This window comes from Sphingomonas sp. NIBR02145 (assembly GCF_027359115.1).
GTDB classification, from domain to species: Bacteria; Pseudomonadota; Alphaproteobacteria; order Sphingomonadales; family Sphingomonadaceae; genus Sphingomonas; species Sphingomonas kyeonggiensis_A.
In genome coordinates, this window is the sequence record NZ_CP114791.1 from 3,386,938 (window position 1) to 3,411,528 (window position 24,591).

Consider the following 24,591-nt stretch of genomic DNA (forward strand, 5'->3'; position numbering starts at 1 on the left):
AAACGCTGGAGCGGGCGAAGGGATTCGAACCCTCGACCCCGACCTTGGCAAGGTCGTGCTCTACCCCTGAGCTACGCCCGCTCTGGCGTTCTAGTCCGGGGCAGCGAAGCGCCACCGGGCTGGGTGAGGCGCGGCCACTAGCACCGGCTTTTTGGGTCCGCAACCCCTATCGCCACAGTTTTTTTAAAGGCTTGGCGCATCGCCCCTGAAAGCCCACATATCGCGACGAACCGAAGCGCATCTTTTTCAGGAGCAGACACCTTGGCCACGCTTGGACTCACCCCCGCGGAAAAGGAAGCCGTGGACGGCTTCCGCCGGGACGTCGTCGAGCCCTCGATGACCAGCCTCGTCATGATCGATTTCTGGGCGGAATGGTGCGGCCCCTGCAAGGCGCTGACTCCGATCCTGGAAAAGGTGGCGACCGACTATGCCGGCAAGGGCGTGATCCTCGCCAAGGTCGATGTCGACGCGAACCAGTTCATCGCCAACCAGTTCCAGGTCCGCTCGATCCCGACCGTCTATGCGATGTTCCAGGGCCAGCTGGTCGCCGACCTCAGCTCGGCGCGCACCGAATCGCAGCTGCGCACGATGCTCGACCAGCTGCTGCGCCAGCTGCCGGTGCAGAGCACCGAGGCCCAGGCCGAAGCCGAGCTGGAGCCGCTGATCGAGATGGGCGAGCAGTCGCTGGCGGAGAATGATCCGGAACGCGCGCTGTCGATCTTCGAGCAGATCGCCGAGCTGGTGCCCGAGCATCCCGTGGTCGCCGCCGGCCGCGCCCGTGCCCTGCTGGCGCTGGGCCGCGCCGAGGAAGCCGAATCGGTGCTCGCGGCCCTGCCCGAGGACGCCAAGGGTGCCGAGATCGAGCAGGCCCGCGCCGCGATCGCACTCGCCAAGGAAGCCCAGCCGGTAGAGGACCTGTCGGGCCTCGCCGCCCAGGCCGCCACCGGCGACATGGAAGCGCGCTACGAACTCGCCGGCGGCCAGATGGCCTCGGGCGACCGCGACGGCGCCGCCGAAACGCTGCTCGCCATGGTGCGAGACGACCGCGAATGGAACGAAGGCGCCGCCCGCCAGCGGCTGCTCAAGCTGTTCGAGGCAGTCGGCCTGGAAGATCCCTGGGTATCCGCCCAGCGCCGCAAGCTTTCGGCGATCCTGTTCGGATGACGCCTTCGGGGAAGATCACGCGGCTGTCGGTATTCCCGCTGGCCGGCGCGCTGCTCTTCCCGCGGATGCACCTGCCGCTGCACATCTTCGAGCCGCGCTACCGGGCGATGGTCTCCGACGCGCTGGTCCGCGACCGGCGCATCGGGATGATCCAGCCGCGCGACGCCGCCAACCCGCCCGGCCTGTTCGAGATCGGCTGTGTCGGCCGCATCGCCGAGGTGGAAGCGCTCGACGACGGGCGCTTCGACATCGTGCTCGAGGGGCTGGCACGCTTCATCATCCGGCGCGAGCTCGACGTCACGACGCCGTTCCGCCAGGTCGAAGCCGAGCTGGAGGCGGTGGGCGACATCGAAGTGCTCGCGATGGCCGAGCGCGCCGCGCTGGAGATCGAATCGCGCCGCTTCGCCGACGTGCTCGGCTATGCGGTCGACTGGGAATCGGTGAGCCGGCTCGACGACGAATCGCTGGTCAACGGCATCGCCCAGATCGCGCCGTTCGACGCGGCATCGAAACAGGCGCTGCTCGAGGCGGACACGCTGGCCGAGCGCAGCGAGCTGGTGGTGCAGCTGATGCAATTCTACGGCCGCCACGACGGGGACGACGAGGTCACGCTGCAATAATCAGCGAAGGTCGGGAAGCGGCTGCGATCCCCTGCGCATGGTGCGCAACGGCACGCCGCGGCATTCTCCGGCGCGCTAGAACCAGTTGCAGCGCAGCAGGCCCTGGCCGATCAGCAGCTGCTGTGCCGCCAGCGTCACCGTTCCCAGCACGACCAGCACCAGATAGCTCAGCCGGAACTGGCGCAGCCCGATCGCGACAAAGCCGAGCGGCAACGACGCCGCGGCCAGGCACCAGAGAAGGCCCGCCGCCACGCTGAGCGACGTCCAGGGTGAGCTGTTGCACAGCAGCGAGCCGAGCAGGAGCTGCCAGCCAAACAGGCAGACCAGGAGTTGTGCCGCGGGCAGCAGGGCGAACTGCCAGTTCGGCAGGGCGATGAGCCGATCGCTCATTTCCGGTAGATGCCGCTGAAGGTCACATTCATCCCGCCGCACTGGCCATTGTCGCCAGCGAGCAGATAGGGACCAAGCAGGCGGAGGGTGATGCGGCAAGCGGGCTCTTCCGAATCGGCGAATGCGAGGCTGCCGCCCTTGGGTTCGGGCAGATCGGCGCTGAACATGCCGGAGTTCACACCCCCGCGCTTCACCCGCTCGGGATCATGCGCCCCCCAGGTGGCGTTGCCGCCGAGATGGAAAGTGCCGGGTTTCGCCCCCCGGGTGATGTCGATCTCCGATTCCCAGCCGCTCCAGCCGCCGATCCAGTCACTGGCTTTCGGCGGGGCCGGCGCCACCCGGCGCAGCGCGGCAGTCTCGACCCAGCCTTCACTCGGACGGGTGCTGCCTGGGGCAAGATAGGTGACGCGAGTGAGCGCTCCGCTGGCTTCCCAGGCGACCAGCCTGTCTCCGGCGACGACATAGCCCTTGCGGCGGCAGGCGGCGCTGGGTGCCGGGCACCCTTCCCGCTCATCGCCGGCGTGGAAATAGCGCTTCGGGCCGGGGGCGACTTCGACCAGTTCGGCGGCGATCGGCGCGGGAGCGTCCTGGAGCAGCAACAGCAATGCGAACGGCAGCACCGGCATATGGGTCCCTTTCAGCTCCTTCCCGGCGAAGGCCGGGGCCCAGGCTCCGCGCACTGTCGACGGCGCAGGGAACTCTCGAATGACATTGCAACTGGGCCCCGGCCTTCGCCGGGGAGCAAGTGCGAATTCTAAGCCGTGATTCCCTGCAGCAGCTTCGGCACATCGCCGCTTTCGCCGCGCGCCTCGGCCATGAACCAGTGCTTCAATGGCGGCAGGCGGTCGACCGCGGAAAGACCGAAGCGACGAACCGCGCTCGCGGTCCTGCCGGGGATGCCGAACAGCCGGGTGAGCCCATCGGTGGCGGCGGCGACCATGAAGGTGTCGAGCCCGCGCCAGCGCTGGTAGCGCGCGAGCAGCTGGGGATCGCCCATGTCGAGCCCGAGACGCTTGCCGTCGACCAGCACCTCGACCAGCGTGGCGACATCGCGGAAGCCGACATTGACGCCCTGCCCCGCGATCGGATGGATGCCGTGCGCGGCGTCGCCGACCAGCGCAAGCCGGTCGCTGGTGATCCAGGCGGCGTGGTGGAAGCCGAGCGGGTGGCTGAAGCGCGCGGTGAGCGGCCCGAGCTTGCCCAGGAAGCCGCCCATCCGCTTCTCCGCCTCGGCGAGATAGGCGCGCTCGGAAATCTTCATCATGCCCGCAGCGTCGCGCGCATTGACCGTCCACACCACCGCCGAGCGATGGCCGTTCTCGTCGTCGAGCAGCGGCAGGATCGCGAAGGGACCCTCGGGATAGAAGATCTCGAAGGCGATATTCTCGTGGCTGTGCTCGTGGCCGAGCGTGGCGACCATGGCGGCATGGTCATAGCTCCAGCGCGCCGTGTTGAGCCCGGCGGCCTCGCGGGTGGGCGAGTTGCGGCCCTCGGCACCGATCAGCAGCTGGGCGGAAACCTGCTTGCCGTCGCTGAGCGTCGCGGTGACGCCGAATTCGCCACGTTCCACGTGAAGCGCGCGGGTCTGCATGCGGACATCCGCGAGCGGCGCGGCGACCGCGGCCTCGTAAAGCGCGGTGCGCAGGATGCGGTTCTCGAACATGTGGCCGAGCGCGCCGTCGCCTTCGCCGGGGGCGAAATCGAGCTTGCCGGGTTCGAGCCCGTCCGAGACGCGGATGCCCTGGATCGGGCAACCCTTTCCCGCCAGCCGATCGGCCACACCGATCGCTTCGAACATGCGCATCGGCGCGCTGGCGATCGCAGAGGCGCGGCCGTCATGCCGGGCGGCGAGGATCTGCTCCGGATCGGCCGGATCGACCACGATCGAGGAAATGCCATGCGCATCGAGCGCGGTGGCCAGCGCCGAGCCGACCAGCCCGCCGCCGAGAATGAGGACATCTGCGCGATCCATTGGCGTGCCGTAGCGCCTCGCTTTCCTCCCGTCATCCCCACTCCTTCCCGTCATCCCCGCGAAGGCGGGGATGACGGGAAGAATGAAGGGGCGAGGGCGTACCCCAATGCGGCGGAACGTGGCGGGAACGCTTGACGGCGGAGTCCGCTCGCGCGATTAACCGGTTCGCACCCCTGAAAATCTGGAGGCTGGGCATGGCGTCCCGGGCACAAGCGCCGCTTTGGCGCGAAACCATGAAGGCCGGCGCGCGCCGCAGCGGCGCGGTTATCGGCGGAGCAGCCCTGTTCCTGGGCGTGCTGGCGCTCGGCGTGGCGCTGGGCAGCTATCACCCGACCGATCCGTCGATGAACACTGCCGCGGCAGGGCCCGCGCGCAACTGGATGGGCGATCCCGGCGCGTGGATCGCCGACCTGCTCTATGCGCTGCTCGGCCCCGCGGTGTGGCTGTTCCTGCCGGTAGGGCTGATCGTCGCGATGCGGCTGCTCAAGGACCGGCCCGTCGGCAATTGGGGGCCGATGACGCGCGGCGTCGCGATCGGCGTGGTGTTCATCGCCACCGCCCTCGCCTTTTTCTCCAGCGATGCGCTGCTGTCGCTTACCGGCGGCTGGGGCGGTGTGGTCGGCCTGAGCATCGCCAGCTTCTTCAACTGGCTGATCGGCTTCACCGGGGATCCGGCGATCAGCTGGTGGGCGGCGCGCGGGCTCGGCCTGGTCTGCGGGCTGATCGGCCTGTTCATCTGGTGGCGCAGCCTCGACTTCTCGCTGCCCGAGCGGGTGATTCTGCCGAGCATCCCGAACCTGAAGGGCCCGGCCAAGGCGCCTTTGCTCGGCGCGCCGCAGAAGGAAGTGTTCGACGACCGCGAATTCGCCGAGCCGAAGATCCGCGACGGCCGCGAGCCGCGCAAGACGGTGGTGCCCGACAATCGCCCGGGCCCGGTGATCGCCGACCGCAACGTCACGCCCTCGCCGGCGCGGACCAAGCCGCCGACCCAGACCAGCCTCGACTTCAAGGACAGCTACCAGCTGCCCTCGATCGACCTGCTCAAGGCGCCGCCGGTTAACAAGAATGCGGGAATCGACAAGGCAGCGCTGGAGCGCAACGCCCGGCTGCTGGAGAGCGTGCTCGACGATTTCAACGTGAAGGGCCAGATCGTCGAGGTACGGCCGGGTCCGGTCGTCACCATGTACGAGTTCGAGCCGGCCGCCGGCATCAAGGCGAGCCGCGTGATCCAGCTCGCCGACGACGTGGCGCGCAACATGTCCGCCACCTCGGCGCGCATCGCGACGATCCCGGGGCGCAGCGTGATCGGCATCGAGCTGCCCAATGCGGTGCGCGAATCGGTCAATCTGCACGAGCTGATCGGCAGCCAGAGCTTCGAGGACCAGGGCGCGACGCTGCCGCTGGTGCTCGGCAAGAACATCGCCGGCGACGCGGTGATCGCCGACCTGGCGCCGATGCCGCATTTGCTCGTCGCGGGTACCACCGGCTCGGGCAAGTCGGTCGGCCTCAACTGCATGATCCTGTCGCTGCTCTACCGGCTGACGCCCGAGCAGTGCCGGATGATCATGATCGATCCGAAGATGCTCGAGCTGAGCATGTACAAGGACATCCCCCACCTGCTCGCCGACGTCGTCACCGAGCCAGCCAAGGCGGTGCGCGCGCTCAAATGGGCGGTGGAGCAGATGGAAGACCGCTACCGGATGATGGCGCATGCCAATGTCCGCAGCCTCGCCTCGTTCAACGACAAGGTGCGCCAGGCCAAGGCGAAGGGCCAGAAGCTCGGGCGCAAGGTGCAGGTGGGCTATGACCCCGACACCGGCAAGCCGATGTACGAGGAGGAAGCGCTCGAGCTGCAGCCGCTGCCGCAGATCGTGGTGATCGTCGACGAGCTCGCCGACCTGATGATGACTGCGGGCAAGGAAGTCGAATTCCTGATCCAGCGGCTGGCGCAGAAGGCGCGCGCCGCGGGCATCCACCTGATCATGGCGACGCAGCGCCCCTCGGTCGACGTCATCACCGGCGTGATCAAGGCGAACCTGCCGACCCGCCTGTCCTTCTACGTCGCCAGCAAGATCGATTCGCGCACCATCCTGGGCGAGCAGGGCGCCGAGCAGCTGCTGGGCAAGGGCGACATGCTCTACATGCCGGGCGGCAAGCAGCTGGTCCGCGTGCACGGGCCCTTCGTCAGCGACGACGAAGTGCAGGGCGTCGCCGATTTCTGGCGCTCGCAGGGGACGCCGGACTATATCTCGGCGGTCACCGAGGAGCCCGAAGATGGCGGATTCAGCCTCGACGGCGCGCCCGAGGGCGACGATTCGCCGGAGGACCAGCTCTATCGCCGCGCGATCCAGCTGGTGGCGGAGAGCCAGAAGGCATCGACCTCGTGGCTGCAGCGCCAGCTGCGCGTGGGCTACAACTCCGCCGCGCGGCTGATCGAGCGGATGGAGAAGGACGAGCTGGTCTCGCGCCCCGACCATGTCGGCCGCCGCGAAGTGCTGATGGATACCGACGGCCGGCAATTGTAACGGGATCGAATCGCAGGGCCTGGGGGTTCAGGGGACATTCAAGCCCCGCCCTCCAGGGCATTTCCCCGCAATTTGGAGAAACGACACGTGTTTGCACGGCCCCTCGCTCTCAGCCTCGCCCTTGGCGCGCCAGCGCTGATCTCGGCTACGGCGCCGGCGCTGGTCTCGGCCGCGGCGCCCGCCCCGGCCAATGAACTCGCCCAGGTGCAGCAGCATCTCCAGGCGGTGAACTCGATGGTCGCCGGCTTCGCGCAGACCGATCGCAACGGCCGCACGCTGACCGGCACGATGACGCTCAAGCGCCCGGGCAAGATCCGTTTCCAGTATCAGAAGGGCGTACCCCAGCTGATCGTCGCGGACGGGCGCAGCCTCTATTTCATCGACTACCAGGTCCGCCAGGTCGAGCGCTGGCCGATCGGCAACTCGCCGCTTGCCGTGCTGCTCAACCCGAAAAAGGACATCGCCGGTTTCGCCAAGGTAATCCCGACCGGAAGCGACCAGGTCGTCTCGGTCGAGGTCTATGATTCGAAGCACCCTGAATATGGCCGGATCACCTTGATCTTCCAGAAGAACGCCTCGGCCCCGGCCGGGCTGATGCTCCAGGGCTGGGTGGCGCTGGATTCGCAGAACAACCGGACCTCGATCCGGCTGTCGAACCAGCAGTTCAACACCAATGTGAGCGACGGAACGTTCCGCTGGAACGACCCGCGGCGCCAGGGCCCGCGCTGAAGCTGAACATCGTTCATGCTGGCGACAGGTTGCCTGCCCTAGAACCAGTCTTGCGGATGTGGGGCGTACCCGGGATTTTCCCCCTGTTACCCGGGATTTCCACTTCCCGCCTGCGTGACGAACGCTAGGTCGGCCCTCGTTCCATTGCCCCCGGGACGAGGGCCTTTCCATGTCTGGCGCTCCCCACTGGTGCGGAGCCGAAACACTCCCTAAATCCGGCGCGATGAAGATCGCCTCCTGGAACATCAACTCCGTCCGCTTCCGCATCGAGATCGTCGAGCAGTTCCTGCGCGAGGAAGCGCCCGACGTGCTCTGCCTGCAGGAAACCAAGGTCATCGACGGCGACTTCCCCGAAGGCGCCTTCCGCGCGCTCGGCTATGACCACATCATCAAGCACGGCCAGCGCATGCACCACGGCGTGGCGATCATTGCCAGGGTACCGGTGGTCGAGGACGACCGGTTCGACTGGCAGGCCAATGGCGAGGCGCGCCATGTCGGCGTGCGGCTGCCGGGCGGCGTGCGGCTCGAGAATGTCTATGTGCCCGCCGGCGGCGACATTCCGAACCGCGAGCTCAACCCCAAGTTCGGCCAGAAGCTCGACTTTCTCGAGCGGATGATCGCCTGGTCCAAGGACCTCAGCGTCCCCTCGATCCTGACCGGCGACTTCAACGTCGCACCGCTGGAAAGCGATGTGTGGAGCCACAAGCAGCTGCTCGACGTGGTCAGCCACACCCCGATCGAAGTCGAGACGCTCGGCCGACTGCAGGCGGCGAACGACTGGGTCGATCTTGGCCGCCACTTCGTGCCTGCCCCGGCGCGCTACTACAGCTGGTGGAGCTACCGCGCGAAGGACTGGGCCGCATCGGATCGCGGGCGCCGGCTCGACCATATGTGGGCAAGCCCAGACGTCGCCGCGAAGGCGACCAGCCACAAGGTGTGCGAGCCCTGCCGCTCCTGGCTCAAGCCTTCGGACCATGTGCCGATCATCACGGAGTTCGACTTTTGAGCGCGCATGACGCTGCTCGCGCGGTCGACGCGCTGCGCCGGGGATGGCCGATCGCGATCGGCGACCTGGCGCTGCTCGCGGTTGAGACCGCCGACGCGCCGCGACTGGCGGCGTTCGACGCGGGCGGCGAGGCCGATCTGCTGCTCTCCGCCGGCCGCGCGGCGACGCTGAAGCTTGCCAACCAGCGCGATGCCGCGACGCCCGACGCCCCGGTGCTGGTCCAGCGCGCGCCCTGGCTCGATTTCGACACCGCGACCGCGCTTGCCGACCCGCAATTCGACCTCGCCACGCCGCTCAAGGGCCCCTTCCGGGCGATCCCACTGGCCGAGCCCGCGCTTTCCGCCGCCGCGCTGCGCCTTGCCCGGGTGGCGGGGCTGCTGCCGGCCTTCTTCGTCCGCAAGGCTGCCGGCGAGCAGACGATCACCGCCACCGATATCGACGCGCATGAGGATGCCGATCGCCTGCGCATCGTCGCCCGCGCGCGCCTCCCCGTGCTCGACGCCGAGGACAGCGAGATCGTCGCGTTTCGCACCGACGAGATGCCCGGCGAGCATGTCGCGCTGCTGATCGGCGAGCCCAACGGCAATCCGCCGCTCGTTCGCCTGCACAGCGAATGCCTGACCGGCGACGTACTGGGCTCGCTCAAATGCGATTGCGGACCGCAGCTTCAGGCGGCGATCCGGGCGATCCGGGAAAGCGGCTGGGGCATATTGCTCTACCTCCGCCAGGAAGGGCGCGGGATCGGGTTGATCAACAAGCTGCGCGCCTATGCGCTGCAGGACCAGGGCTTCGACACGGTCGATGCCAACACCCGGCTGGGCTTCGCGGTGGACGCGCGCAACTTCGCCACGGCGGCGAAGATGCTGTCGCTGCTCGGCCAGCACCGCATCCGGCTGCTCACCAACAATCCCGACAAGGTAGCGGCACTCGAAGCCGCAGGTGTGACGGTGACCGAACGCGTCCCCCACTTCCTGCCGCCCAACCCGCACAACGAACGCTATCTCGCGACCAAGCGCGACCGGACGGGGCACCAGCTCTGAGGTATTTCCTCGACACCGAGTTCAACGGGTTCGGCGGGCCGCTGATCTCGCTGGCGCTGGTGCCGGAGGATAGCGGCGCGCCCTTCTACGCCGCGCTCCCCTGCCCCGATCCGACGCCCTGGGTGGCGGAGCATATCCTGCCGGCGCTCGATGTGGCGCCGATCAGCCGCGCGGCGATGGGGCATGGCTTTGCCGCCTATCTGGGCAATGATCCCGATCCCGTGCTGGTCGCCGACTGGCCCGAGGACATCGCCCATGCCGCGCAGCTGCTGATCGTCGCGCCGGGGCACCGCTATCCGATCGACCGCATCCGCTTCGAGCTGTGCGACGCCTTCGGCTTCGACAGCGCGGCGCTGAGCCGGCGGCCGCACAATGCGCTGAGTGACGCCATGGCGTTGCGGGAATACCTGCTCGCGAGGGAAGCGCGAGGGTTCTAGGCCCCTCCCGCTATCCCGCGAAGGCGGCGATCCATGGTAATGGCGCCAAGTCCTTCGCAACTCTGGATCCTCGCCTTCGCGGGGATGACGAAGAAGGAAGAGTCAGGCGACCAGCCGGGCCACTTCGTCGAAATCGTGGGCGATGAGCTTCACGCCCAGCGCGCGGAGGCGCTCGGCATGGTCGGGCGCGCAGTGCGAGCCGGCGCACAGGCCGATGACGTCTGCGCCCGAGGCAACCGCGCCGGTTACCCCCACCGGCGAATCCTCGAGGATCACGCAGCGTTCGATCGGCACGCCGATCGCCGCAGCCGCATGGAGATAGAGGTCCGGCGCCGGCTTGCCGCGCGTCACATGCTCGCGGCCGCTATAGATATGGTCACCGAAGCAATCGCGGATGCCGAGATGGCGCAGATGCCGGTCGATCCATTCGGTGCGGCTGGACGAGGCGATCGCGCGGGGCAGCGACCTGGGCAGGTCCTCGACGAAGCGTATGGCCCCGGCCACGGCTGGAAGCCCCTCTTCGAGTACGCGCGCGTCTTCCTCCGCCCGCACGGCGTGGAAGTCGTCGGGGATTGCCCGGCCGATCCAGTTCTCGATCGCGCCCAGGAAATCGGCACCGGCCAGGCCCATGAAGTTCGCCATCGAATCCTCAGGCGAAGTCGGGTGGCCGATGCTGGTGAGATAGGCGGCGATCTGGCGATTGCCGGCCGCTTCGCTCTCCAGCAGCACGCCGTCGAAGTCGAACAATATGGCGTCGTACTTCATGCGCGGGCGCCGAACAGCGCGGTACCGACGCGGACATGGGTGGCGCCGATCGTCACGGCGGTTTCGAAATCGCCAGACATGCCCATCGACAGGCCCTCGAGCCCGTGATCGCGGGCGATCTTGGCGAGCAGCGCGAAATAGGGCGCCGGCTCCAGCTCAAGCGGCGGCACGCACATCAGGCCCTGGACCGGCAAGTCAGCCGCTTGTGCTTCCCTGAGCAGCGCCGGCAGCTCGAGCACCGGGCAGCCGCCCTTCTGCTCCTCGTCGCCGATATTGACCTGGAGGAAGCAGGCGGGGCGCCTGCCGGCCTTGTCCATCGCCTTGGCCAGTGCGCCCACCAGCGAGGGGCGGTCGACCGAATGGATCGCATCGAACAGCGCGACCGCATCCTCGGCCTTGTTCGACTGGAGCTGGCCGACGAGGTGGAGCGCGATATCGGGAGTCGTCTCGCGCAACTTCGGCCATTTGGCCTCGGCTTCCTGGACACGGTTCTCGCCGAACACGCGCTGGCCGGCGGCGATCAGCGGGGCGATCGCCTCGGCATCCTGCGTCTTGGAGATGGCGATCAGGGTGATGCTGTCGGGCTTGCGGCCTGCGATCTTGGCGGAACGCACGATCCGGGCGCGCACATCGGCAAGGCGCTGGCTGGCTTCGTCTATCGGCATGAAGCGCGCTATAGGCAGGGCAATGCGCCGCCGCCACCCCCTCCCGCGCCTTTGGCTGATGACCGACGAGCGCGTGGGCGATGCGCTTTGGGAGGCGCTGGAGCGGCTGCCGTGGGGATCGGGCGTGGTGTTCCGGCACTATGGCCTGCCGGTGGCCGAGCGCCGGGCGCTGTTTGCCCGGGTGCGGAAGGTAGCGCGGCGGCGGGGGCTGGTGCTGGTCCGAGCCGGAATCGAACCGATGCGTGGCGAGGCGGGCGTACATGGCCGGCGCGGCCACGGGCTCCGCACCGCGCCGGCGCATGATCGACGCGAAGCGGTCGCCGCAATCCGGGCCGGTGCCGATGCGCTGTTCGTCTCGCCCGCCTTCCCTACCCGCTCGCACCCTGGCGCGCGGGCATTGGGACGGGCCCGCTTCGGAATGCTGGTGCGCGGGCTTGGCGTGCCGGTGATCGCGCTGGGCGGCATGGACGCGCGCAAGGCGGCGAGCCTCAGGCCGTTCGGGATATATGGATGGGCGGCAATCGACGCGTGGACGAAGGCGAAGGACTAACTGCCCGAGATCCCGACTTTCATCGGGATGACGGCTGCACCGTCAGAAGCGGAAGGCGGTACCCACATAGACCGCCTGGCTCTCGCGGCGGCTCTCGTTGAGCTTGGGCAGGCGATCTTCCTCGCTGCGATAGCGCACGCCGGCAGTCACATCGAGGTTGCGGGTCAGCGAATAGCTGCCGCCGACGTCGATCGAGTAGCTCGGCTTGTCGCCGATCAGCACCGGGGTGTTGTTCAGCGGACGATCCGAGGTGGCGGTGACGCGGCCGCTCAGGCGCTTGCCGGTGTAGCTGACACCGATATCGGCGCGCTCGCGGCTGCCCGGCTGGTCGACCAGCTCGACGCGGGTGACGTCACCCGAGACGGCAAGACGCTTCCAGCCGACCGAGACGCCGAGATTGTACGAGATCGGGGCCAGGCTGACCGGGGTAGCCGCCGCAGCGACGTCCCGCGTCACGTCGCGGCTGCGCAACGCGCGGCTCGAGCTGGCACGGACCGCGACCGTCACACCGCGGGCATTGCCGCGCGATTCGGCCGGGGTGAAGCGGAAGCTGCCCTCGGGCAGGCCCGAACGGGCGAGTACGGCGGCGAGCTTGGGATCCGCCGCGGCAGGGGTGAAGATGCCCATGCCACCGCGCGCCGGCATCGCCGCGCGCTTGGCCGCCGCAACGCGCTCGGCCTTGCTGGTCTGGGCCTGAATCGACGGCGCAAGCAGGAGACCGGCAGCGCCAAGCGCCCCCAGTGCAATTCCCGTCCTGATCCGTCCGACTCGCATCGTCATGATTCCCTAGATAGGTCCGACTACCATGATTCCGAAGCGAGGTTCCACCGGTGGCACAAATTTCGTGACGGTGTTGCATCAGACCCACAGAATCTGCTTGCGGGGCCATTAACGAGAAGTGTTTCAATCGTGCGAATCGGGGCATGGCTTCCCGCCTTGCTCCCGCCACATGCGCCACTATAGATGCTCCCCGACTTTTCTCGCCTGCTAGGAATGTGACGATGAACCGCCTGTTGCGCACTGCGATCCTGGGGTCGCTTGCTCTTTCGATCACCGCGTGCGGCGGTCACAACAAGCGCCCCGAGGCGGATCTCGCGGCGTCGAAGATCACCACGATCGGCGTGAACTCCTATCTGTGGCGCGCCAGCCTCGACACGCTGAGCTTCATGCCGCTGCTGCAGACGGACTCCAACGGCGGCGTCATCGTCACCGACTGGTATGTGAACCCGAACGTGCAGACCGAGCGCATGAAGGTGACCGTGACGATCCTCGACCAGGATCTGCGCGCCGATGCGCTGCGTGTCGCCGCGCTGCGCGAAGTCAATCGCAACGGCGCCTGGGTCGCAGCACCCGTGCAGGCCGCGACGGTGCAGAAGCTCGAGGACATCATCCTCACCCGCGCCCGCGACCTTCGCCGTGCTGCGGTGACCAACGACTAATCCCCTAGTGTCGGTTCCAGCCTGCTCCTCCGCCCGGCGAAGCAGGCCGGAGCCGCGAGAAGATTGCAGGAACTGACTTTGTCTCGCTTCAACCCGTTGAAGGCGGACGCCGCGTGGCAGAAGGTGTGGGAAGAGAACCGCACTTTCGCCGCGCGTGACGATTCGCCCAAGCCCAAGAGCTTCGTCCTCGAGATGTTCCCCTATCCCTCGGGGCGCATCCATATGGGGCATGTCCGCAACTACACGATGGGCGACGTGCTCGCGCGCTTCCGGCGGATGAAGGGCATGGAAGTGCTCCACCCGATGGGCTGGGACGCGTTCGGCATGCCGGCCGAGAATGCCGCGATGGAGAAGAAGGTCCATCCGGGCAGCTGGACCCGCGCCAATATCGCGACGATGAAAGCGCAGCTGAAGCGGCTCGGCTTCGCGCTCGACTGGACCCGCGAGCTCGCCACCTGCGAGCCGGACTATTATGGCCACGAACAGGCTATCTTCCTCGATTTCTTCGAGAATGGCCTGGTCTACCGCAAGGAATCGGCGGTCAACTGGGACCCGGTCGACATGACCGTGCTCGCCAATGAGCAGGTGATCGACGGTCGCGGCTGGCGCTCGGGCGCGCTGGTCGAGCGGCGCAAGCTGAGCCAGTGGTTCCTCAAGATCACCGAATTCGCCGACGACCTGCTGACCGGCGTCCAGGGCCTCGAGCACTGGCCCGACAAGGTCAAGCTGATGCAGGAGAACTGGATCGGCAAGTCCGAGGGCCTGCAGTTCAACTGGACGCTTTCAGACGGCGAAAGCATCGAAGTCTACACGACCCGGCCGGACACGATCTTCGGGGCGAGCTTCATCGCGGTGGCGGCGGATCACCCGATCGCGCAGAAACTGGCCGCTTCGAACGCGGAAGTTGGCGCGTTCATCGAGCTGTGCAAGCAGGGCGGCACCACCGCGGCCGAACTGGAGACGCAGGAGAAGCTGGGCTTCGACACCGGCCTCACCGCGACGCATCCCTTTGATAACGCCTGGCAAGTTCCGGTCTACATCGCCAATTTCGTGCTGATGGACTATGGCACCGGCGCCGTGTTCGGCGTGCCGGCGCACGACCAGCGCGACTTCGAGTTCGCAAGCAAATATTCGCTTCCGATCCGTCGCGTCGTCTCCGAAGGCGACAAGACCGCGCCCGAATTCCACGATGCCGAGGCCTATACCGGCCCGGGCACGCTGGTGAACTCGCACTTCCTCGACGGGATGGACGTGGCCGACGCCAAGCGCGCCGTCATCCAGCGCGCCGAGGAAGGCGGCTGGGGCAAGGGCCAGACGGTGTGGCGCCTGCGCGACTGGGGCGTCAGCCGCCAGCGCTATTGGGGCACGCCGATCCCGATCATCCATTGCGAGAGCTGCGGCGCCCAGCCGGTGCCGCGCGACCAGCTGCCGGTGGTGCTGCCCGAGGACGTCAGCTTCGACGTGCCCGGCAACCCGCTCGACCGGCACCCGAGCTGGAAGCATGTCGATTGCCCGAAGTGCGGCTCGCCCGCGCGTCGCGAGACCGACACGCTCGACACCTTCGTCGATTCCTCCTGGTATTTCATCCGCTTCGCCAGCCAGCCCACGGACAAGCCGTTCGACAAGGCAGTGGCCGAGCAGTGGCTGCCGGTCGGCCAGTATATCGGCGGCGTCGAGCATGCGATCCTGCACCTGCTCTATGCCCGCTTCTTCACCCGGGCGCTGCGCCATATCGGCAAGCTCGACGTGGCCGAGCCTTTCCAGGGCCTGTTCACCCAGGGCATGGTGACGCACGAGACCTACAAGAGCCTCGACGGCCGCTGGCTCTCCCCGCAGGAAATCCGCAAGGACAGCGCCGGCGCGGTGGAACTCGCCTCGGGCGAGCCGATCGAGATCGGCCGCATCGAGAAGATGTCCAAGTCGAAGAAGAACACGGTCGATCCCGAGCCGATCGTAGACCAGTATGGCGCCGACGCGGTGCGCTGGTTCATGCTCTCCGACAGCCCCCCCGAGCGCGACCTGGAGTGGAGCGAGAATGGCATCGAGGGCGCCTGGCGCTTCGTGAACCGCCTCTGGAGGCTGTTCCATAGCGTTGCGGATGGCGAAGCTGGCACCGGCGAGGATCGCGACCTCGACAAGCGCCTGCACCGCACGATCGCCGGCGTGGCAGAAGATATCGAAGCGCTGACCTTCAACAAGTCGGTCGCCAAGCTCTACGAACTGGTCGGCGCGATCGAGAAGGCGCAACCTTCCGCGTCCAGAACGAATGCAATCCGCACGCTTGCGCGCGTCGTCGCGCCGATGGTGCCGCATATCGCCGAGCAGGCCTGGGCCGATATGGGCCAAAGCGGGCTGATCGCCGACGCCGAATGGCCCGCCGTGGACAGCGCGCTGCTCGTCGATGACGAGGTCACCATCGCCGTCCAGGTGAATGGCAAGCTGCGCGATACGCTGCTAATGCCGAAGGGCGCGGCCAAGGATATCGTCGAGGCCGCGGCACTTGCCAGCGACAAGATCGTTCGATCGCTCGAAGGCAAGCAACCGAAGAAGGTGATCGTGGTGCCCGATCGTCTGGTGAACATCGTCGCATGAAGCATGTCGCGCTCCTCGTCGCCGGCGCCCTGGCGCTTTCCGGCTCCTTGTCGGGCTGTGGCCTGCGTCCGCTCTATGGCGGCGGGCCGGACGGCGCGGTGCGCTCCACGCTTTCCGCGGTCGAAGTCGCGCCGATCCAGGGCCAGTCGGGCTGGCTGGTGGCCAATGCGCTCAAGGACCGGCTCGACCATAATGACGTGCCTGCCCGCTTCCGGCTGGAAGTGAAGCTGGACGACCAGATCTCGGGCCTGGGCGTGAAGCGCGACGATTCGGTGGCGCGTGAGCGCCGCACGTTGCGCGCCCGATACCAGCTGATCGACCTGAGCAACGGCAATGTCGTGCTCGACGCCACTGCCGGCTCCGATGCCGGTATCGACGTGGTCGGCAGCGAATATGCGACGATCGCGGCCGAGAAGAGCGCGCTCGAGCGGCTTTCGGGCATCGTCGCCGACCAGATCGTCGCGCGCGTCGCCCGCTATGCGCAGACCGCGCCCGGGGCGGGCGGCCAGTGAAGGCCAACGCGACGCAGATCCGCGCCGCGATCGAGAAGCTCAACCCCGATACGCGGCTCTATCTGTTCCACGGCCCCGACGAAGCGGGTGCCGCGGACCTGGCATCGAAGCTCGGCAAGACGCTGGGCCCCGAGGCGGAACGCATCGACCTCGACATGAAGGCCCTGCGCGAGCAGCCGGGCCGGCTCGCCGATGAAGCGGCCTCGCTCTCGCTGTTCGGCGGCACCCGCTATGTCCGCGTGCTCGGCGTCGAGGAAGGCGCGGCCGAGGCGATCGGGCTGTTGCTGACCGCCGAAAAGGCCGGCAACCCGGTGGTGGCGATCGGCCCGGGGCTCAAGGCGAGCGGCAAGCTGGTGAAGTCGGTGATCGCCGCGCAGAACGCCTATGCCCATGCCTGCTACGTGCCCGAGGGCGTGGATGCGACCCGGCTCGCCTCCAATGTCGCACGCGAGCATGGCCTGCGGCTGATGGGCGACGTGCCCCAGCGCCTGGCAGCCGCTACGGGCGGCGACAGGGCCATCCTGGCGCGCGAAATCGAGAAGCTGGCCCTTTTCCTCGATGCGGCGCCGGATCGCCCCAGGGACGCCGACAGCGCCGCTTTGGACGCGATCGGCGCGGACCTGGGGGATTCGGACCTGAGCGATGCGATCACCGCCGTGGTCGATGGCCGGGTTGGCGATGTTGGATTCGAGCTGGCTCGGCTGGGCGAAGGCATCGGCGTGCCGCTGATGCGCCAGCTCGCCCGGCGGCTACAGGCGATGGCCGAGATGCGGATCGACCTGGACCGCGGCGGCGATATGGACGAAGTACTTGAAAAGCATCGCGTTTTTTTCCGCGAGAAGGCCGCTACCGGCCGCGCCCTGCGCCGCTGGAATGGCGCCCAGTTGATTCGCGCGATCGACCGGGTGCGCGCGGCCGAGCGGGCGATGATGCATTCGGGCAGCGCGGGGGAAGTTCTGGCGGAAGCCGAGGCGGTGACGATCGCCCGCCAGGCGGCACGGGCGAAGGGCTGAGGCCACGGCCTGCCGGGGGCCCAGAGTCACAAGCGGGACCGCATAGAAACCCTGGGCCCCGGCTTTCGCCGGGAAAGCGCAATGCGTTGCTTCTCGCTAGGCTAGGTCGTCAGATCCGCTCGCCGCTCAGCCGCTGGCAGACCATGTCGAGCTGATCGAGCGTCGAATAGGAAAGCGTCAGCGTGCCGCCCTTGGCACCGTGGGCGATGCGGACGTTGAGGCCCAGTACGTCGCCCAGCTGATGCTCGAGCGCCGAGATATCGGCGTCGCGGATCTTCGGCTCGGGCTTGCGCTTGCTGTTGGGCTTGGCGTGGCGGGCGAGCTTCTCGGTCTCGCGCACCGAAAGCCCCTTGGTCGCAACTTCGCGCGCGAGCCTCTCCGCCTCCGGCGCGCCGATCAACGCGCGGGCATGGCCCATGTCGAGCTCGCCGACCACCACCATGTTGCGCACGCCCTCGGGCAGATCGAGCAGGCGGAGCAGGTTGGCGATATGGCTGCGCGACTTGTGAACGAGCTTGCCCAGCGCTTCCTGGCTATGGCCGAACTCGCGGATCAGCCGGGCATAGGCCTCGGCCTCTTCGATCGCGTTGAGGTCCTGGCGCTGGATATTCTCGACCAGCGCGATTTCCATCGTCTCGGCTTCGTTGAAGTCGCGGACGATGACCGGGACCTCGTGCAGCCGGGCGCGCTGCGCCGCGCGCCAGCGGCGCTCGCCGGCGACGATCTGGTAATTATGGCCGGTCGGGCGGACGACGATCGGTTGGATCAGCCCGCGCAGCTTGAGCGACTGGGCCAGTTCTTCCAGCGCCTCCTCGTCGAAATGGCGGCGCGGCTGGTCCGGGTGGGGCACCAGCGAGCTGACCGGCAGCATGCGCAGGCCCGAGGCGACATCAGGCGTGCCGGAGACCGGTGCTTCGGGAACATTTTCGCCGAGCAGCGAGGACAGCCCGCGGCCAAGGCCGGGGCGAGGCTTGCGGGTGGGTTCGGTCATGCGGCTTTCTTGAGCTTGGGCAGGCGATCGATCACTTCACGTGCGAGCGCGATATAGGCTTCGGAGCCCGGGCAGCGATGATCGTAGATCAGCGCCGGCAGGCCGTGGCTGGGCGCTTCGGAGAGACGCACGTTGCGCGGGATGACGGTGTCGAACACGACCCGGCCGAGCACCGCGCGGACATCGTCCGAAACCTGGTCGGTCAGGCGATTGCGGCGATCATACATGGTGAGCACCACGCCGAGGATCGACAGGCCTGGGTTGAACCGGCCACGAATGCGCTCGACCGTATTGAGCAGCTGACCAAGGCCTTCCAGCGCGAAGAATTCGCACTGGAGCGGCACCAGCAGCGCGTGCGCGGCGACCATCGCATTGACCGTCAGCAGGCCGAGCGAGGGCGGGCAATCGATCAGGATCACGTCCCAGCGCTGGGCATGATGGCGCGCGATCGCGCTGTCGAGCCGGTGGGTGCGCGCATCGAACTCGATCAGCTCGATCTCGGCGCCCGACAGGTCCTGCGTTGCCGGGACGATATCGAGCCCGGGGACCTTGGTCGGCGTTGCGACATCGACCAGGTCGACATCGGTAACGAGCAGGTCATAGCTCGAATGCTCGCGCTCGGCCCGGCTGATGCCGAGGCCGGTCGAGGCATTGCCCTGCGGATCGAGATCGATCAGCAGGACGCGCTGGCCAGTCGCCGCAAGCGCGGTGCCGACATTGATCGCCGTGGTGGTCTTACCCACCCCGCCCTTCTGATTGGCGATAGCGATGCAGATCATTTGGGGCGTACCTTTCGCGCGACCACGATCCCCGATTCCGGCGACGTGATGCTGGGTTCCACGTGAAACGCACCCTGCCATTTCGCGCGCGCCGCTTCCACCTCCGATTGCACGCTTCGGCCCTTTGGGAGCAACCATATTGTGGAAGAGTCGGTGCAATGCGCGGTTGTCTTGAACAAATCGGGCAAAGCGGCAACGGCCCGGGCCGAGACGATCGCCGCTTTCTGCTCCGGCTGATAGCTTTCGATCTTGCCATGGACGACGGTGGCGCGGTCGGTGATGCCCAGCTGCTCCGCCGCAGCGCGGAGGAACTCCACCCGGCGGATGCGCGGCTCGACCATCACCACCGGGCGATCGATCAGGATCGCGACGACCAGCCCGGGCATGCCGGCACCCGTGCCGACATCGACCCAGGCGCCCTCCCCGGCCTCCGCCGCCAGCGGGATCAACTGGGCGGAATCGACGAAGTGGCGGGTCCAGAGCTCGTCGAACGATGCGGACGAGATCAGGTTCTGCCGCGCGGACTCTTCGCGCAGGATCTCGCCGAAGCGCTGTAGCTGCGTTTCACGTGAAACATTGAAATGTGCACGGATCCAGTCGCGTGCTTCGTCTTCGGTCATGCGGCGCGCCGTTTCGCGTGAAGGAGGATGGCGGACAATGCCGCCGGCGTGATGCCGCGGATGCGTGCCGCGGCGCCGATCGTCTCGGGGCGCGAGGCGGAGAGCTTCTCGATCATCTCGTTGGAGAGCCCGGCGATTGCGGCGAAGTCCATGGTCGCGGGGAGCTTGACCGCGTCATTGGCGCGGAGCTGGGCAACTTCGGCTTCCTGGCGCTCGAGATAGGGCGCGTAGCGGGCGTCCTCGACATACTCGGCGAGCAGGTCCGGATCGGTGTTCGGATGGAGGTCGAGATGGTGCAGCTCGATCCCGGGGAAGCGCAGCCATTCGCGGGCGGGACGCCTGGCGCCGTCCTGGGCGACCGAAGCGCCACGAGCTGCCAGGGCGCTGGCGGTACGTTCGGCGGTAAAAACCTGGTCGAGCGCTGCCCTGCCCTCTGCCCGCGCCACGAGCCAGGCGAGACGCTGGGCGCCGAGGCAACCCTGTTCGGCCGCGATCGGGCCCAGCCGGGTGCCGGCATTGTCGGCGCGCAGGCGGAGGCGGAACTCGGCACGGGCGGTCAGCATGCGATAGGGCTCGGTGACGCCCTGCAGCACCAGGTCGTCGACCATCACGCCGAGGTAGGACGTCGCACGATCAAGGATCAGCGGCGCGAGATCGCAGGCATAGGCGGCGGCGTTGAGGCCCGCGACAAGCCCCTGCCCCGCTGCCTCCTCATAGCCGGTAGTGCCGTTGATCTGCCCGGCGCACCAGACACCCGGAATCGCGGGAAGCCCCAGCGTGGCATCGAGCGCGCGCGGATCGATATGGTCATACTCGACCGCATAGCCGGGCGTGACGATCTCCGTCCGCTCCAGCCCCGGGATCGAATTGACCATCGCCACCTGGATATCGACCGGCAGCGAAGTCGACATGCCGTTCGGGTAGATCAGATGGGTGTCCAAGCCCTCGGGCTCGAGGAAGATCTGGTGGCCGTCGCGATCGCCGAAGCGGTGGATCTTGTCCTCGATCGACGGGCAATAGCGCGGCCCCTGCGCATCGATCGCGCCGGTGAACAGCGGCGAGCGATCGAGACCCGAGCGGATCGCGTCATGCGTGACCTGGGTGGTGCGGGTGACGCCGCAATGGAGCTGGGGCAGGACGCGGCCCGGGGTGAGCGGCGACATGGTCCAGGGATCGCCGTCGGAAGGCTGCTCCTCGATCCGCGCCCAGTCGATCGTACGGCCGTCGAGACGCGGCGGGGTGCCGGTCTTGAGACGCGCCATCGGCAGGTTCAGTTGGCGAAGCTGCCCGGCCAGGCGGATGGCCGAGCCCTCGCCGACGCGGCCGCCAGTCTCGCGCTCCTCGCCGCGGAAGATGCGGCCGCCGAGAAAGGTGCCGGTGGCGAGGACCACGGCGCGGCATTCGAGCAGGCTGCCATCGGCGAGGCGGACGCCGGCGACCGCACCGTTGGCCAGCTCCAGCGCCTCGGCCTCGCCTGCGACAAGATGCAGGTTGGGCTGCTCGCCGAGCATCTTCTGGATCGCGGCGGCATAGCGGACGCGGTCCGCCTGGACGCGTGGTCCCTGGACGGCAGTGCCCTTGGACCGGTTGAGCATCCGGTAATGGATGCCGGCGGCATCGGTCGCGCGACCCATCAGCCCGTCGAATGCATCGACTTCGCGAACCAGATGTCCCTTGCCCAAGCCGCCGATCGCCGGGTTGCACGACATCGCCCCGAGCTTGGACAGGTCGAAGCTGAGCAGGGCGGTGCGCGCGCCGCGGCGGGCCGAGGCGGCAGCCGCTTCGGTGCCGGCGTGCCCGCCGCCAATGACGATGACGTCGAAATCCATTGCCCGCGCGCTACAGAATCGCACGCGCCGCGTCAAAAGCGTTCCACGTGGAACATCTATTTACCTATGCAGAAACGCCCGAACAGCGCATCGAGCATCGCCTCCACCCCCGCCCGGCCCGTGATCGCGTCGAAGGCGCGCATGGCGGAGCGGAGATGCTCCGCGATCAGCAGCAGGTCATTTTCGCGCTCAATCGCCCGCAACGCTGCGGCCGCGCCCTGGGACAGCTCCCGTTGACGCGCATTGAGTGCCATCTGATCGGGTGGTGGCAGCAGATCGCCCGCAAGCCTCGCCAGGGCCTGCCAGAGCGCATCTATACCCTCGCCCGTTCGCGAGGACAGCGATAGCCGCCCCTCGCTTGCTCCCCGCCCCGGCAGATCGGCGCGAGGATTGAGCCAAAGCAGATGATCGTGCGCGGGCGGGGTCTCGTCGCCAAGCCAGAGCAGGATGTCTGCCTCCGCCTGGGCTGCCTGGGCGCGGGCGATGCCGATCGCTTCGATCTCGTCGCCGGGCAGCGCCGCCAGGCCGGCAGTGTCGATCAGCAGCCAGGCGATCCCGCCACGCACCACGGGCGCCTCGATCCGATCGCGCGTGGTACCCGAGATCGGCGAGACGATCGCCGCATCACGACCCGCCATCGCATTGAGCAACGACGACTTGCCGGCATTGGGCGGTCCGGCGAGCACGACCCTTATGCCGTCGCGCAACCGCTCGACCGGCGGGCGATCGGCAATCGCTTCGATATCCGCCGCCAGGGAAGCCGCACCCGATCGGATCACCGGGAGCAGCGCTGCGTCGGCGACGTCATCCTCATCGCTATGATCGAGCTCGGCCTCGACCCGGGCGGCAAGCCCGAGCAACCGATCCGTCCAATCCTCGACGGCGCGACGCACCGCGCCTTCCGCCGACCGGATCGCCGACCGGCGCTGGGCCTCGGTTTCGGCCATCAGCAGGTCGCCCAGCCCCTCGGCTTCGCTCAGGTCGATCCGGCCATGGATCAGCGCGCGCCGGGTGAACTCGCCCGGCTCGGCCGACCGGAGCCCCGGCCGGGCAGCCAGCGCCGCCTCGACCGCGCGGACCACGGCGCGGCCACCATGGAGATGGAATTCGGCCAGGTCCTCGCCCGTCGCGGTGTTCGGCCCCGGAAAGCAGAGCACGATCGCACGATCGAGCAGCGCGCCATCCGCGGGATCCCGCAACGCGCGCACCGCAGCGCGGCGCGGCTTCGGCAGATCGCCGGCGAAAGCCCGCACCATTTCAAAAGCATGCGGACCGCTCACCCGCAGCACCGCGATCGCGGCGGGCGGAGCGCCGCTGGAAACCGCGTAGATCGTATCCATTACTTGTCGGTCTTGCTCCCGGTGCCGGCATCGAACATCGCCCGCCAGAAGCCCATGCCGGCCTCGCCCATCGGCGACCAGCTCTGCAGCATCTGCTGGAAGGCTTCGGGGCTGCCATGCTTGTTGATCGCATCGACCATCATCGAGACATAACGCTCATGGACCGGCCCCAGGTCGGGCAGGCCCATCGCCCGGCGCGCTTCCTCGGGCGTGCAATCCACCTCGACATTGATCTTCATGGCCATCTCCGTTGCGCGCGCCGCGGTGCGGCTGCTAGTTCGGCTGCATGTATGCGCGCGACCATGGTGTGATCGCAACGCCCATCGGTCCGGTGCGGGTCGAAGGTAGCGAAGACATGCTGGTTTCCGTGACGATCGGTGGCATCGACGCGCCCCGCCCTGCCCGCGCCACTGCCGTCCGCGCCGCGCTCGAGCAACTCGAATCCTGGTTCGCGGGTGATCGCCGTGACTTCGACCTGCCGCTCGAGCCGCTGCCGACTTCACGTGGAACAGAGCTGCGCGCCGCGATGATCGGCATCGGCTATGGCGAGACGCTGAGCTACGGCGAACTCGCCCGCCAGACCGGCTCCAGCGCCCGCGCCATCGGCCAGCTCTGCTCGCGCAACCCCTTTCCCATCCTCGTCCCCTGCCACCGCGTGCTCGCCGATGGCGGCCGCCTCGGCAATTATTCGGGCGGCGACGGACCCAAGACCAAATCCTGGCTGCTCGAACATGAGCGGCTTCATTCCGGAAGGACTCTATTGTGAGCGAAATGATCAGCATCGATACGATCGACGGCAGCGGCAGCTTCCAGGCCTATGTCGCCCGGCCCGAGGGCACGCCCAAGGCAGCGGTGATCGTGATCCAGGAGATCTTCGGCGTGAACCCGGGCATCCGCCAAAAGTGCGACGACTGGGCGGCGAAGGGCTATCTCAGCCTCGCGCCCGATCTGTTCTGGCGCCTCGAGCCGGGCATCCAGCTCGATGCCGATGTGCCCGAGCAGTTCCAGCAGGCGCTCGCGCTGATGGGCAAGTTCAACCAGGACGCCGGGATCCGCGATATCGAGGCAACGATCCGCGCGGCGCGTGCCCAGCTCGGCGAGGGCGGCAAGGTCGGCGTGGTCGGTTTCTGCCTGGGTGGACGCCTGGCATTCATGAGCGCGACCCGGACCGACAGCGATGCAAGCGTCGGCTATTATGGCGTGGGCATCGACAATCTGCTCGGCGAGAAGCACGGCATCTCGCGCCCGGTGCTCATGCATATTCCCCAAGCCGATCACTTCGTGACCCCGGAAGCCCAGGCGGCGATGCATGCCGGCCTGGACGATCACCCCAAGGTCACGCTGTACGACTATGCCGGCGAGGATCACGGCTTCGCCGACACCTTCGGCAAGCGCCGCTCGGATGAAGCTGCCAGGCTGGCCGACGCTCGCACTGCCGAGTTCTTTGCGAAGAACCTGGGATAAGTTGTTTTGAAGGCGGCGTGTTCCTGTGAGCGCACCGCCTTTCGCTCCTGCCGGCGACGTGACAGGCGGATCGCATCAGCCTAGAGTTCGAGCCGTCGAAAATAGAGCAGCAGGGTGGTGGCTCCTGCGCCCGCACGCGGGTTCTTCTC

At 67.7% G+C, this 24,591-nt stretch carries 26 protein-coding genes and 1 tRNA gene; 14 read left to right on the forward strand and 13 right to left on the reverse strand.

All coding sequences use genetic code 11. The features are described from left to right. Positions 1-6: 6 nt before the first annotated feature. Positions 7-81: transfer RNA gene (locus O3305_RS15215), tRNA-Gly, on the reverse strand. Positions 82-261: 180 nt separating this feature from the next. Here O3305_RS15215 and O3305_RS15220 point away from each other — a divergent pair. Both O3305_RS15220 and O3305_RS15225 read left to right on the forward strand, forming a co-directional pair. Beyond that, positions 262-1,164, forward strand: coding sequence for a tetratricopeptide repeat protein (locus tag O3305_RS15220; protein ID WP_184163407.1), 903 nt, complete (start codon positions 262-264; stop codon positions 1,162-1,164). Further along, the gene (locus O3305_RS15225; RefSeq protein WP_269573306.1) at positions 1,161-1,784 is read left to right on the forward strand and encodes an LON peptidase substrate-binding domain-containing protein; all 624 of its coding nucleotides are present in this window, start codon (positions 1,161-1,163) and stop codon (positions 1,782-1,784) included. Before O3305_RS15220 ends, O3305_RS15225 begins: the two co-directional genes overlap by 4 nt. Before the next feature lie 75 nt (positions 1,785-1,859). Here the strand turns inward: O3305_RS15225 and O3305_RS15230 are convergent, their stop codons facing one another. From O3305_RS15230 to O3305_RS15240, 3 genes are all read right to left on the reverse strand, one after another. Next, positions 1,860-2,174 (reverse strand): hypothetical protein, encoded by a 315-nt coding sequence (locus O3305_RS15230; protein ID WP_269573307.1) that lies wholly within the window; start codon positions 2,172-2,174, stop codon positions 1,860-1,862. Continuing rightward, positions 2,171-2,800, reverse strand: coding sequence for a hypothetical protein (locus O3305_RS15235; protein ID WP_269573308.1), 630 nt, complete (start codon positions 2,798-2,800; stop codon positions 2,171-2,173). The genes O3305_RS15230 and O3305_RS15235 overlap by 4 nt, the downstream gene beginning before the upstream one ends. Before the next feature lie 128 nt (positions 2,801-2,928). Further along, positions 2,929-4,146, reverse strand: a complete 1,218-nt coding sequence (locus O3305_RS15240) for a UbiH/UbiF/VisC/COQ6 family ubiquinone biosynthesis hydroxylase (protein ID WP_269573309.1) — start codon at positions 4,144-4,146, stop codon at positions 2,929-2,931. Positions 4,147-4,340: 194 nt separating this feature from the next. On the opposite strand from O3305_RS15240, the gene O3305_RS15245 reads away from it, so the two are divergent. From O3305_RS15245 to O3305_RS15265, 5 genes are all read left to right on the forward strand, one after another. Continuing rightward, on the forward strand, positions 4,341-6,671 hold the full coding sequence (locus tag O3305_RS15245) for a DNA translocase FtsK (protein ID WP_269573310.1): 2,331 nt from the start codon (positions 4,341-4,343) through the stop codon (positions 6,669-6,671). 87 nt (positions 6,672-6,758) lie between these two features. Then, positions 6,759-7,400 carry a LolA family protein gene (locus O3305_RS15250; RefSeq protein WP_269573311.1) on the forward strand — a complete coding sequence of 214 codons (642 nt, stop codon included), beginning with the start codon at positions 6,759-6,761 and terminating at the stop codon, positions 7,398-7,400. Positions 7,401-7,623: 223 nt separating this feature from the next. Next, positions 7,624-8,406 carry an exodeoxyribonuclease III gene (locus O3305_RS15255; RefSeq protein ID WP_184163387.1) on the forward strand — a complete coding sequence of 261 codons (783 nt, stop codon included), beginning with the start codon at positions 7,624-7,626 and terminating at the stop codon, positions 8,404-8,406. Beyond that, positions 8,403-9,446: a GTP cyclohydrolase II gene (gene ribA, locus O3305_RS15260; protein WP_269573312.1), complete on the forward strand. Its 1,044-nt coding sequence runs from the start codon at positions 8,403-8,405 to the stop codon at positions 9,444-9,446. The genes O3305_RS15255 and ribA overlap by 4 nt, the downstream gene beginning before the upstream one ends. A 59-nt stretch (positions 9,447-9,505) precedes the next feature. Continuing rightward, positions 9,506-9,883, forward strand: a complete 378-nt coding sequence (locus O3305_RS15265) for a hypothetical protein (protein ID WP_342249263.1) — start codon at positions 9,506-9,508, stop codon at positions 9,881-9,883. A gap of 102 nt (positions 9,884-9,985) precedes the next feature. Here O3305_RS15265 and O3305_RS15270 read toward each other — a convergent pair whose 3' ends face one another. Both O3305_RS15270 and O3305_RS15275 read right to left on the reverse strand, forming a co-directional pair. Then, positions 9,986-10,648, reverse strand: coding sequence for an HAD family hydrolase (locus tag O3305_RS15270; RefSeq protein ID WP_269573313.1), 663 nt, complete (start codon positions 10,646-10,648; stop codon positions 9,986-9,988). Next, positions 10,645-11,313, reverse strand: a complete 669-nt coding sequence (locus O3305_RS15275; protein ID WP_269573314.1) for a YggS family pyridoxal phosphate-dependent enzyme — start codon at positions 11,311-11,313, stop codon at positions 10,645-10,647. The genes O3305_RS15270 and O3305_RS15275 overlap by 4 nt, the downstream gene beginning before the upstream one ends. Before the next feature lie 22 nt (positions 11,314-11,335). On the opposite strand from O3305_RS15275, the gene O3305_RS15280 reads away from it, so the two are divergent. After that, complete coding sequence (locus tag O3305_RS15280) at positions 11,336-11,863, forward strand: thiamine phosphate synthase (RefSeq protein WP_269573315.1); 528 nt, start codon at positions 11,336-11,338, stop codon at positions 11,861-11,863. A 42-nt stretch (positions 11,864-11,905) separates the two neighbouring features. On the opposite strand, the gene O3305_RS15285 is transcribed toward O3305_RS15280, so the two are convergent. Beyond that, positions 11,906-12,643, reverse strand: a complete 738-nt coding sequence (locus tag O3305_RS15285; RefSeq protein WP_269573316.1) for a hypothetical protein — start codon at positions 12,641-12,643, stop codon at positions 11,906-11,908. Positions 12,644-12,864: 221 nt separating this feature from the next. Between O3305_RS15285 and O3305_RS15290 the strand changes: the two genes are divergently transcribed. From O3305_RS15290 to holA, 4 genes are all read left to right on the forward strand, one after another. Beyond that, entirely contained in the window at positions 12,865-13,302 is a 438-nt protein-coding gene (locus O3305_RS15290) for a DUF3576 domain-containing protein (RefSeq protein ID WP_184163369.1), read from the forward strand. Between the two features lie 78 nt (positions 13,303-13,380). Beyond that, positions 13,381-15,894 carry a leucine--tRNA ligase gene (gene leuS, locus O3305_RS15295; protein WP_269573317.1) on the forward strand — a complete coding sequence of 838 codons (2,514 nt, stop codon included), beginning with the start codon at positions 13,381-13,383 and terminating at the stop codon, positions 15,892-15,894. Further along, positions 15,891-16,406 carry an LPS assembly lipoprotein LptE gene (lptE, locus tag O3305_RS15300; protein ID WP_269573318.1) on the forward strand — a complete coding sequence of 172 codons (516 nt, stop codon included), beginning with the start codon at positions 15,891-15,893 and terminating at the stop codon, positions 16,404-16,406. Before leuS ends, lptE begins: the two co-directional genes overlap by 4 nt. Then, complete coding sequence (gene holA, locus O3305_RS15305) at positions 16,403-17,419, forward strand: DNA polymerase III subunit delta (RefSeq protein ID WP_269573319.1); 1,017 nt, start codon at positions 16,403-16,405, stop codon at positions 17,417-17,419. The genes lptE and holA overlap by 4 nt, the downstream gene beginning before the upstream one ends. 109 nt (positions 17,420-17,528) lie before the next feature. Here the strand turns inward: holA and O3305_RS15310 are convergent, their stop codons facing one another. From O3305_RS15310 to O3305_RS15335, 6 genes are read right to left on the reverse strand one after another with little or no spacing between them, the layout of a single operon-like run. After that, on the reverse strand, positions 17,529-18,410 hold the full coding sequence (locus O3305_RS15310) for a ParB/RepB/Spo0J family partition protein (RefSeq protein WP_269573320.1): 882 nt from the start codon (positions 18,408-18,410) through the stop codon (positions 17,529-17,531). After that, complete coding sequence (locus tag O3305_RS15315) at positions 18,407-19,189, reverse strand: ParA family protein (protein WP_269573321.1); 783 nt, start codon at positions 19,187-19,189, stop codon at positions 18,407-18,409. The genes O3305_RS15310 and O3305_RS15315 overlap by 4 nt, the downstream gene beginning before the upstream one ends. Then, positions 19,186-19,809: a 16S rRNA (guanine(527)-N(7))-methyltransferase RsmG gene (gene rsmG, locus O3305_RS15320; RefSeq protein WP_269573322.1), complete on the reverse strand. Its 624-nt coding sequence runs from the start codon at positions 19,807-19,809 to the stop codon at positions 19,186-19,188. The genes O3305_RS15315 and rsmG overlap by 4 nt, the downstream gene beginning before the upstream one ends. Then, the gene (gene mnmG, locus O3305_RS15325; protein WP_269573323.1) at positions 19,806-21,638 is read right to left on the reverse strand and encodes a tRNA uridine-5-carboxymethylaminomethyl(34) synthesis enzyme MnmG; all 1,833 of its coding nucleotides are present in this window, start codon (positions 21,636-21,638) and stop codon (positions 19,806-19,808) included. Before mnmG ends, rsmG begins: the two co-directional genes overlap by 4 nt. A gap of 56 nt (positions 21,639-21,694) precedes the next feature. After that, the gene (gene mnmE, locus O3305_RS15330) at positions 21,695-22,978 is read right to left on the reverse strand and encodes a tRNA uridine-5-carboxymethylaminomethyl(34) synthesis GTPase MnmE (protein WP_269573324.1); all 1,284 of its coding nucleotides are present in this window, start codon (positions 22,976-22,978) and stop codon (positions 21,695-21,697) included. Then, on the reverse strand, positions 22,978-23,217 hold the full coding sequence (locus O3305_RS15335) for a DUF6489 family protein (protein WP_184163342.1): 240 nt from the start codon (positions 23,215-23,217) through the stop codon (positions 22,978-22,980). Before O3305_RS15335 ends, mnmE begins: the two co-directional genes overlap by 1 nt. Positions 23,218-23,264: 47 nt before the next feature. Here O3305_RS15335 and O3305_RS15340 point away from each other — a divergent pair, with 47 nt between their 5' ends. Both O3305_RS15340 and O3305_RS15345 read left to right on the forward strand, forming a co-directional pair. Continuing rightward, positions 23,265-23,744, forward strand: coding sequence for a methylated-DNA--[protein]-cysteine S-methyltransferase (locus O3305_RS15340; RefSeq protein WP_269573325.1), 480 nt, complete (start codon positions 23,265-23,267; stop codon positions 23,742-23,744). After that, positions 23,741-24,442 (forward strand): dienelactone hydrolase family protein, encoded by a 702-nt coding sequence (locus O3305_RS15345; RefSeq protein WP_269573326.1) that lies wholly within the window; start codon positions 23,741-23,743, stop codon positions 24,440-24,442. Before O3305_RS15340 ends, O3305_RS15345 begins: the two co-directional genes overlap by 4 nt. Positions 24,443-24,591 lie beyond the last annotated feature (149 nt).

What these genes read in the sequence shown, in the direction of transcription:
- lptE (WP_269573318.1), top strand. Translation starts at nt 15,891, where the DNA reads ATGAAGCATGTCGCGCTCCTCGTCGCCGGCGCCCTGGCGCTTTCCGGC.
- O3305_RS15285 (WP_269573316.1), bottom strand. Translation starts at nt 12,643, where the DNA reads ATGACGATGCGAGTCGGACGGATCAGGACGGGAATTGCACTGGGGGCG.
- O3305_RS15280 (WP_269573315.1), top strand. Translation starts at nt 11,336, where the DNA reads ATGCGCCGCCGCCACCCCCTCCCGCGCCTTTGGCTGATGACCGACGAG.
- rsmG (WP_269573322.1), bottom strand. Translation starts at nt 19,809, where the DNA reads ATGACCGAAGACGAAGCACGCGACTGGATCCGTGCACATTTCAATGTT.
- O3305_RS15235 (WP_269573308.1), bottom strand. Translation starts at nt 2,800, where the DNA reads ATGCCGGTGCTGCCGTTCGCATTGCTGTTGCTGCTCCAGGACGCTCCC.
- O3305_RS15225 (WP_269573306.1), top strand. Translation starts at nt 1,161, where the DNA reads ATGACGCCTTCGGGGAAGATCACGCGGCTGTCGGTATTCCCGCTGGCC.
- O3305_RS15315 (WP_269573321.1), bottom strand. Translation starts at nt 19,189, where the DNA reads ATGATCTGCATCGCTATCGCCAATCAGAAGGGCGGGGTGGGTAAGACC.
- O3305_RS15310 (WP_269573320.1), bottom strand. Translation starts at nt 18,410, where the DNA reads ATGACCGAACCCACCCGCAAGCCTCGCCCCGGCCTTGGCCGCGGGCTG.
- mnmE (WP_269573324.1), bottom strand. Translation starts at nt 22,978, where the DNA reads ATGGATACGATCTACGCGGTTTCCAGCGGCGCTCCGCCCGCCGCGATC.
- O3305_RS15230 (WP_269573307.1), bottom strand. Translation starts at nt 2,174, where the DNA reads ATGAGCGATCGGCTCATCGCCCTGCCGAACTGGCAGTTCGCCCTGCTG.
- O3305_RS15335 (WP_184163342.1), bottom strand. Translation starts at nt 23,217, where the DNA reads ATGAAGATCAATGTCGAGGTGGATTGCACGCCCGAGGAAGCGCGCCGG.
- O3305_RS15255 (WP_184163387.1), top strand. Translation starts at nt 7,624, where the DNA reads ATGAAGATCGCCTCCTGGAACATCAACTCCGTCCGCTTCCGCATCGAG.
- O3305_RS15340 (WP_269573325.1), top strand. Translation starts at nt 23,265, where the DNA reads ATGTATGCGCGCGACCATGGTGTGATCGCAACGCCCATCGGTCCGGTG.
- O3305_RS15290 (WP_184163369.1), top strand. Translation starts at nt 12,865, where the DNA reads ATGAACCGCCTGTTGCGCACTGCGATCCTGGGGTCGCTTGCTCTTTCG.
- O3305_RS15275 (WP_269573314.1), bottom strand. Translation starts at nt 11,313, where the DNA reads ATGCCGATAGACGAAGCCAGCCAGCGCCTTGCCGATGTGCGCGCCCGG.
- O3305_RS15270 (WP_269573313.1), bottom strand. Translation starts at nt 10,648, where the DNA reads ATGAAGTACGACGCCATATTGTTCGACTTCGACGGCGTGCTGCTGGAG.
- mnmG (WP_269573323.1), bottom strand. Translation starts at nt 21,638, where the DNA reads ATGGATTTCGACGTCATCGTCATTGGCGGCGGGCACGCCGGCACCGAA.
- O3305_RS15240 (WP_269573309.1), bottom strand. Translation starts at nt 4,146, where the DNA reads ATGGATCGCGCAGATGTCCTCATTCTCGGCGGCGGGCTGGTCGGCTCG.
- O3305_RS15245 (WP_269573310.1), top strand. Translation starts at nt 4,341, where the DNA reads ATGGCGTCCCGGGCACAAGCGCCGCTTTGGCGCGAAACCATGAAGGCC.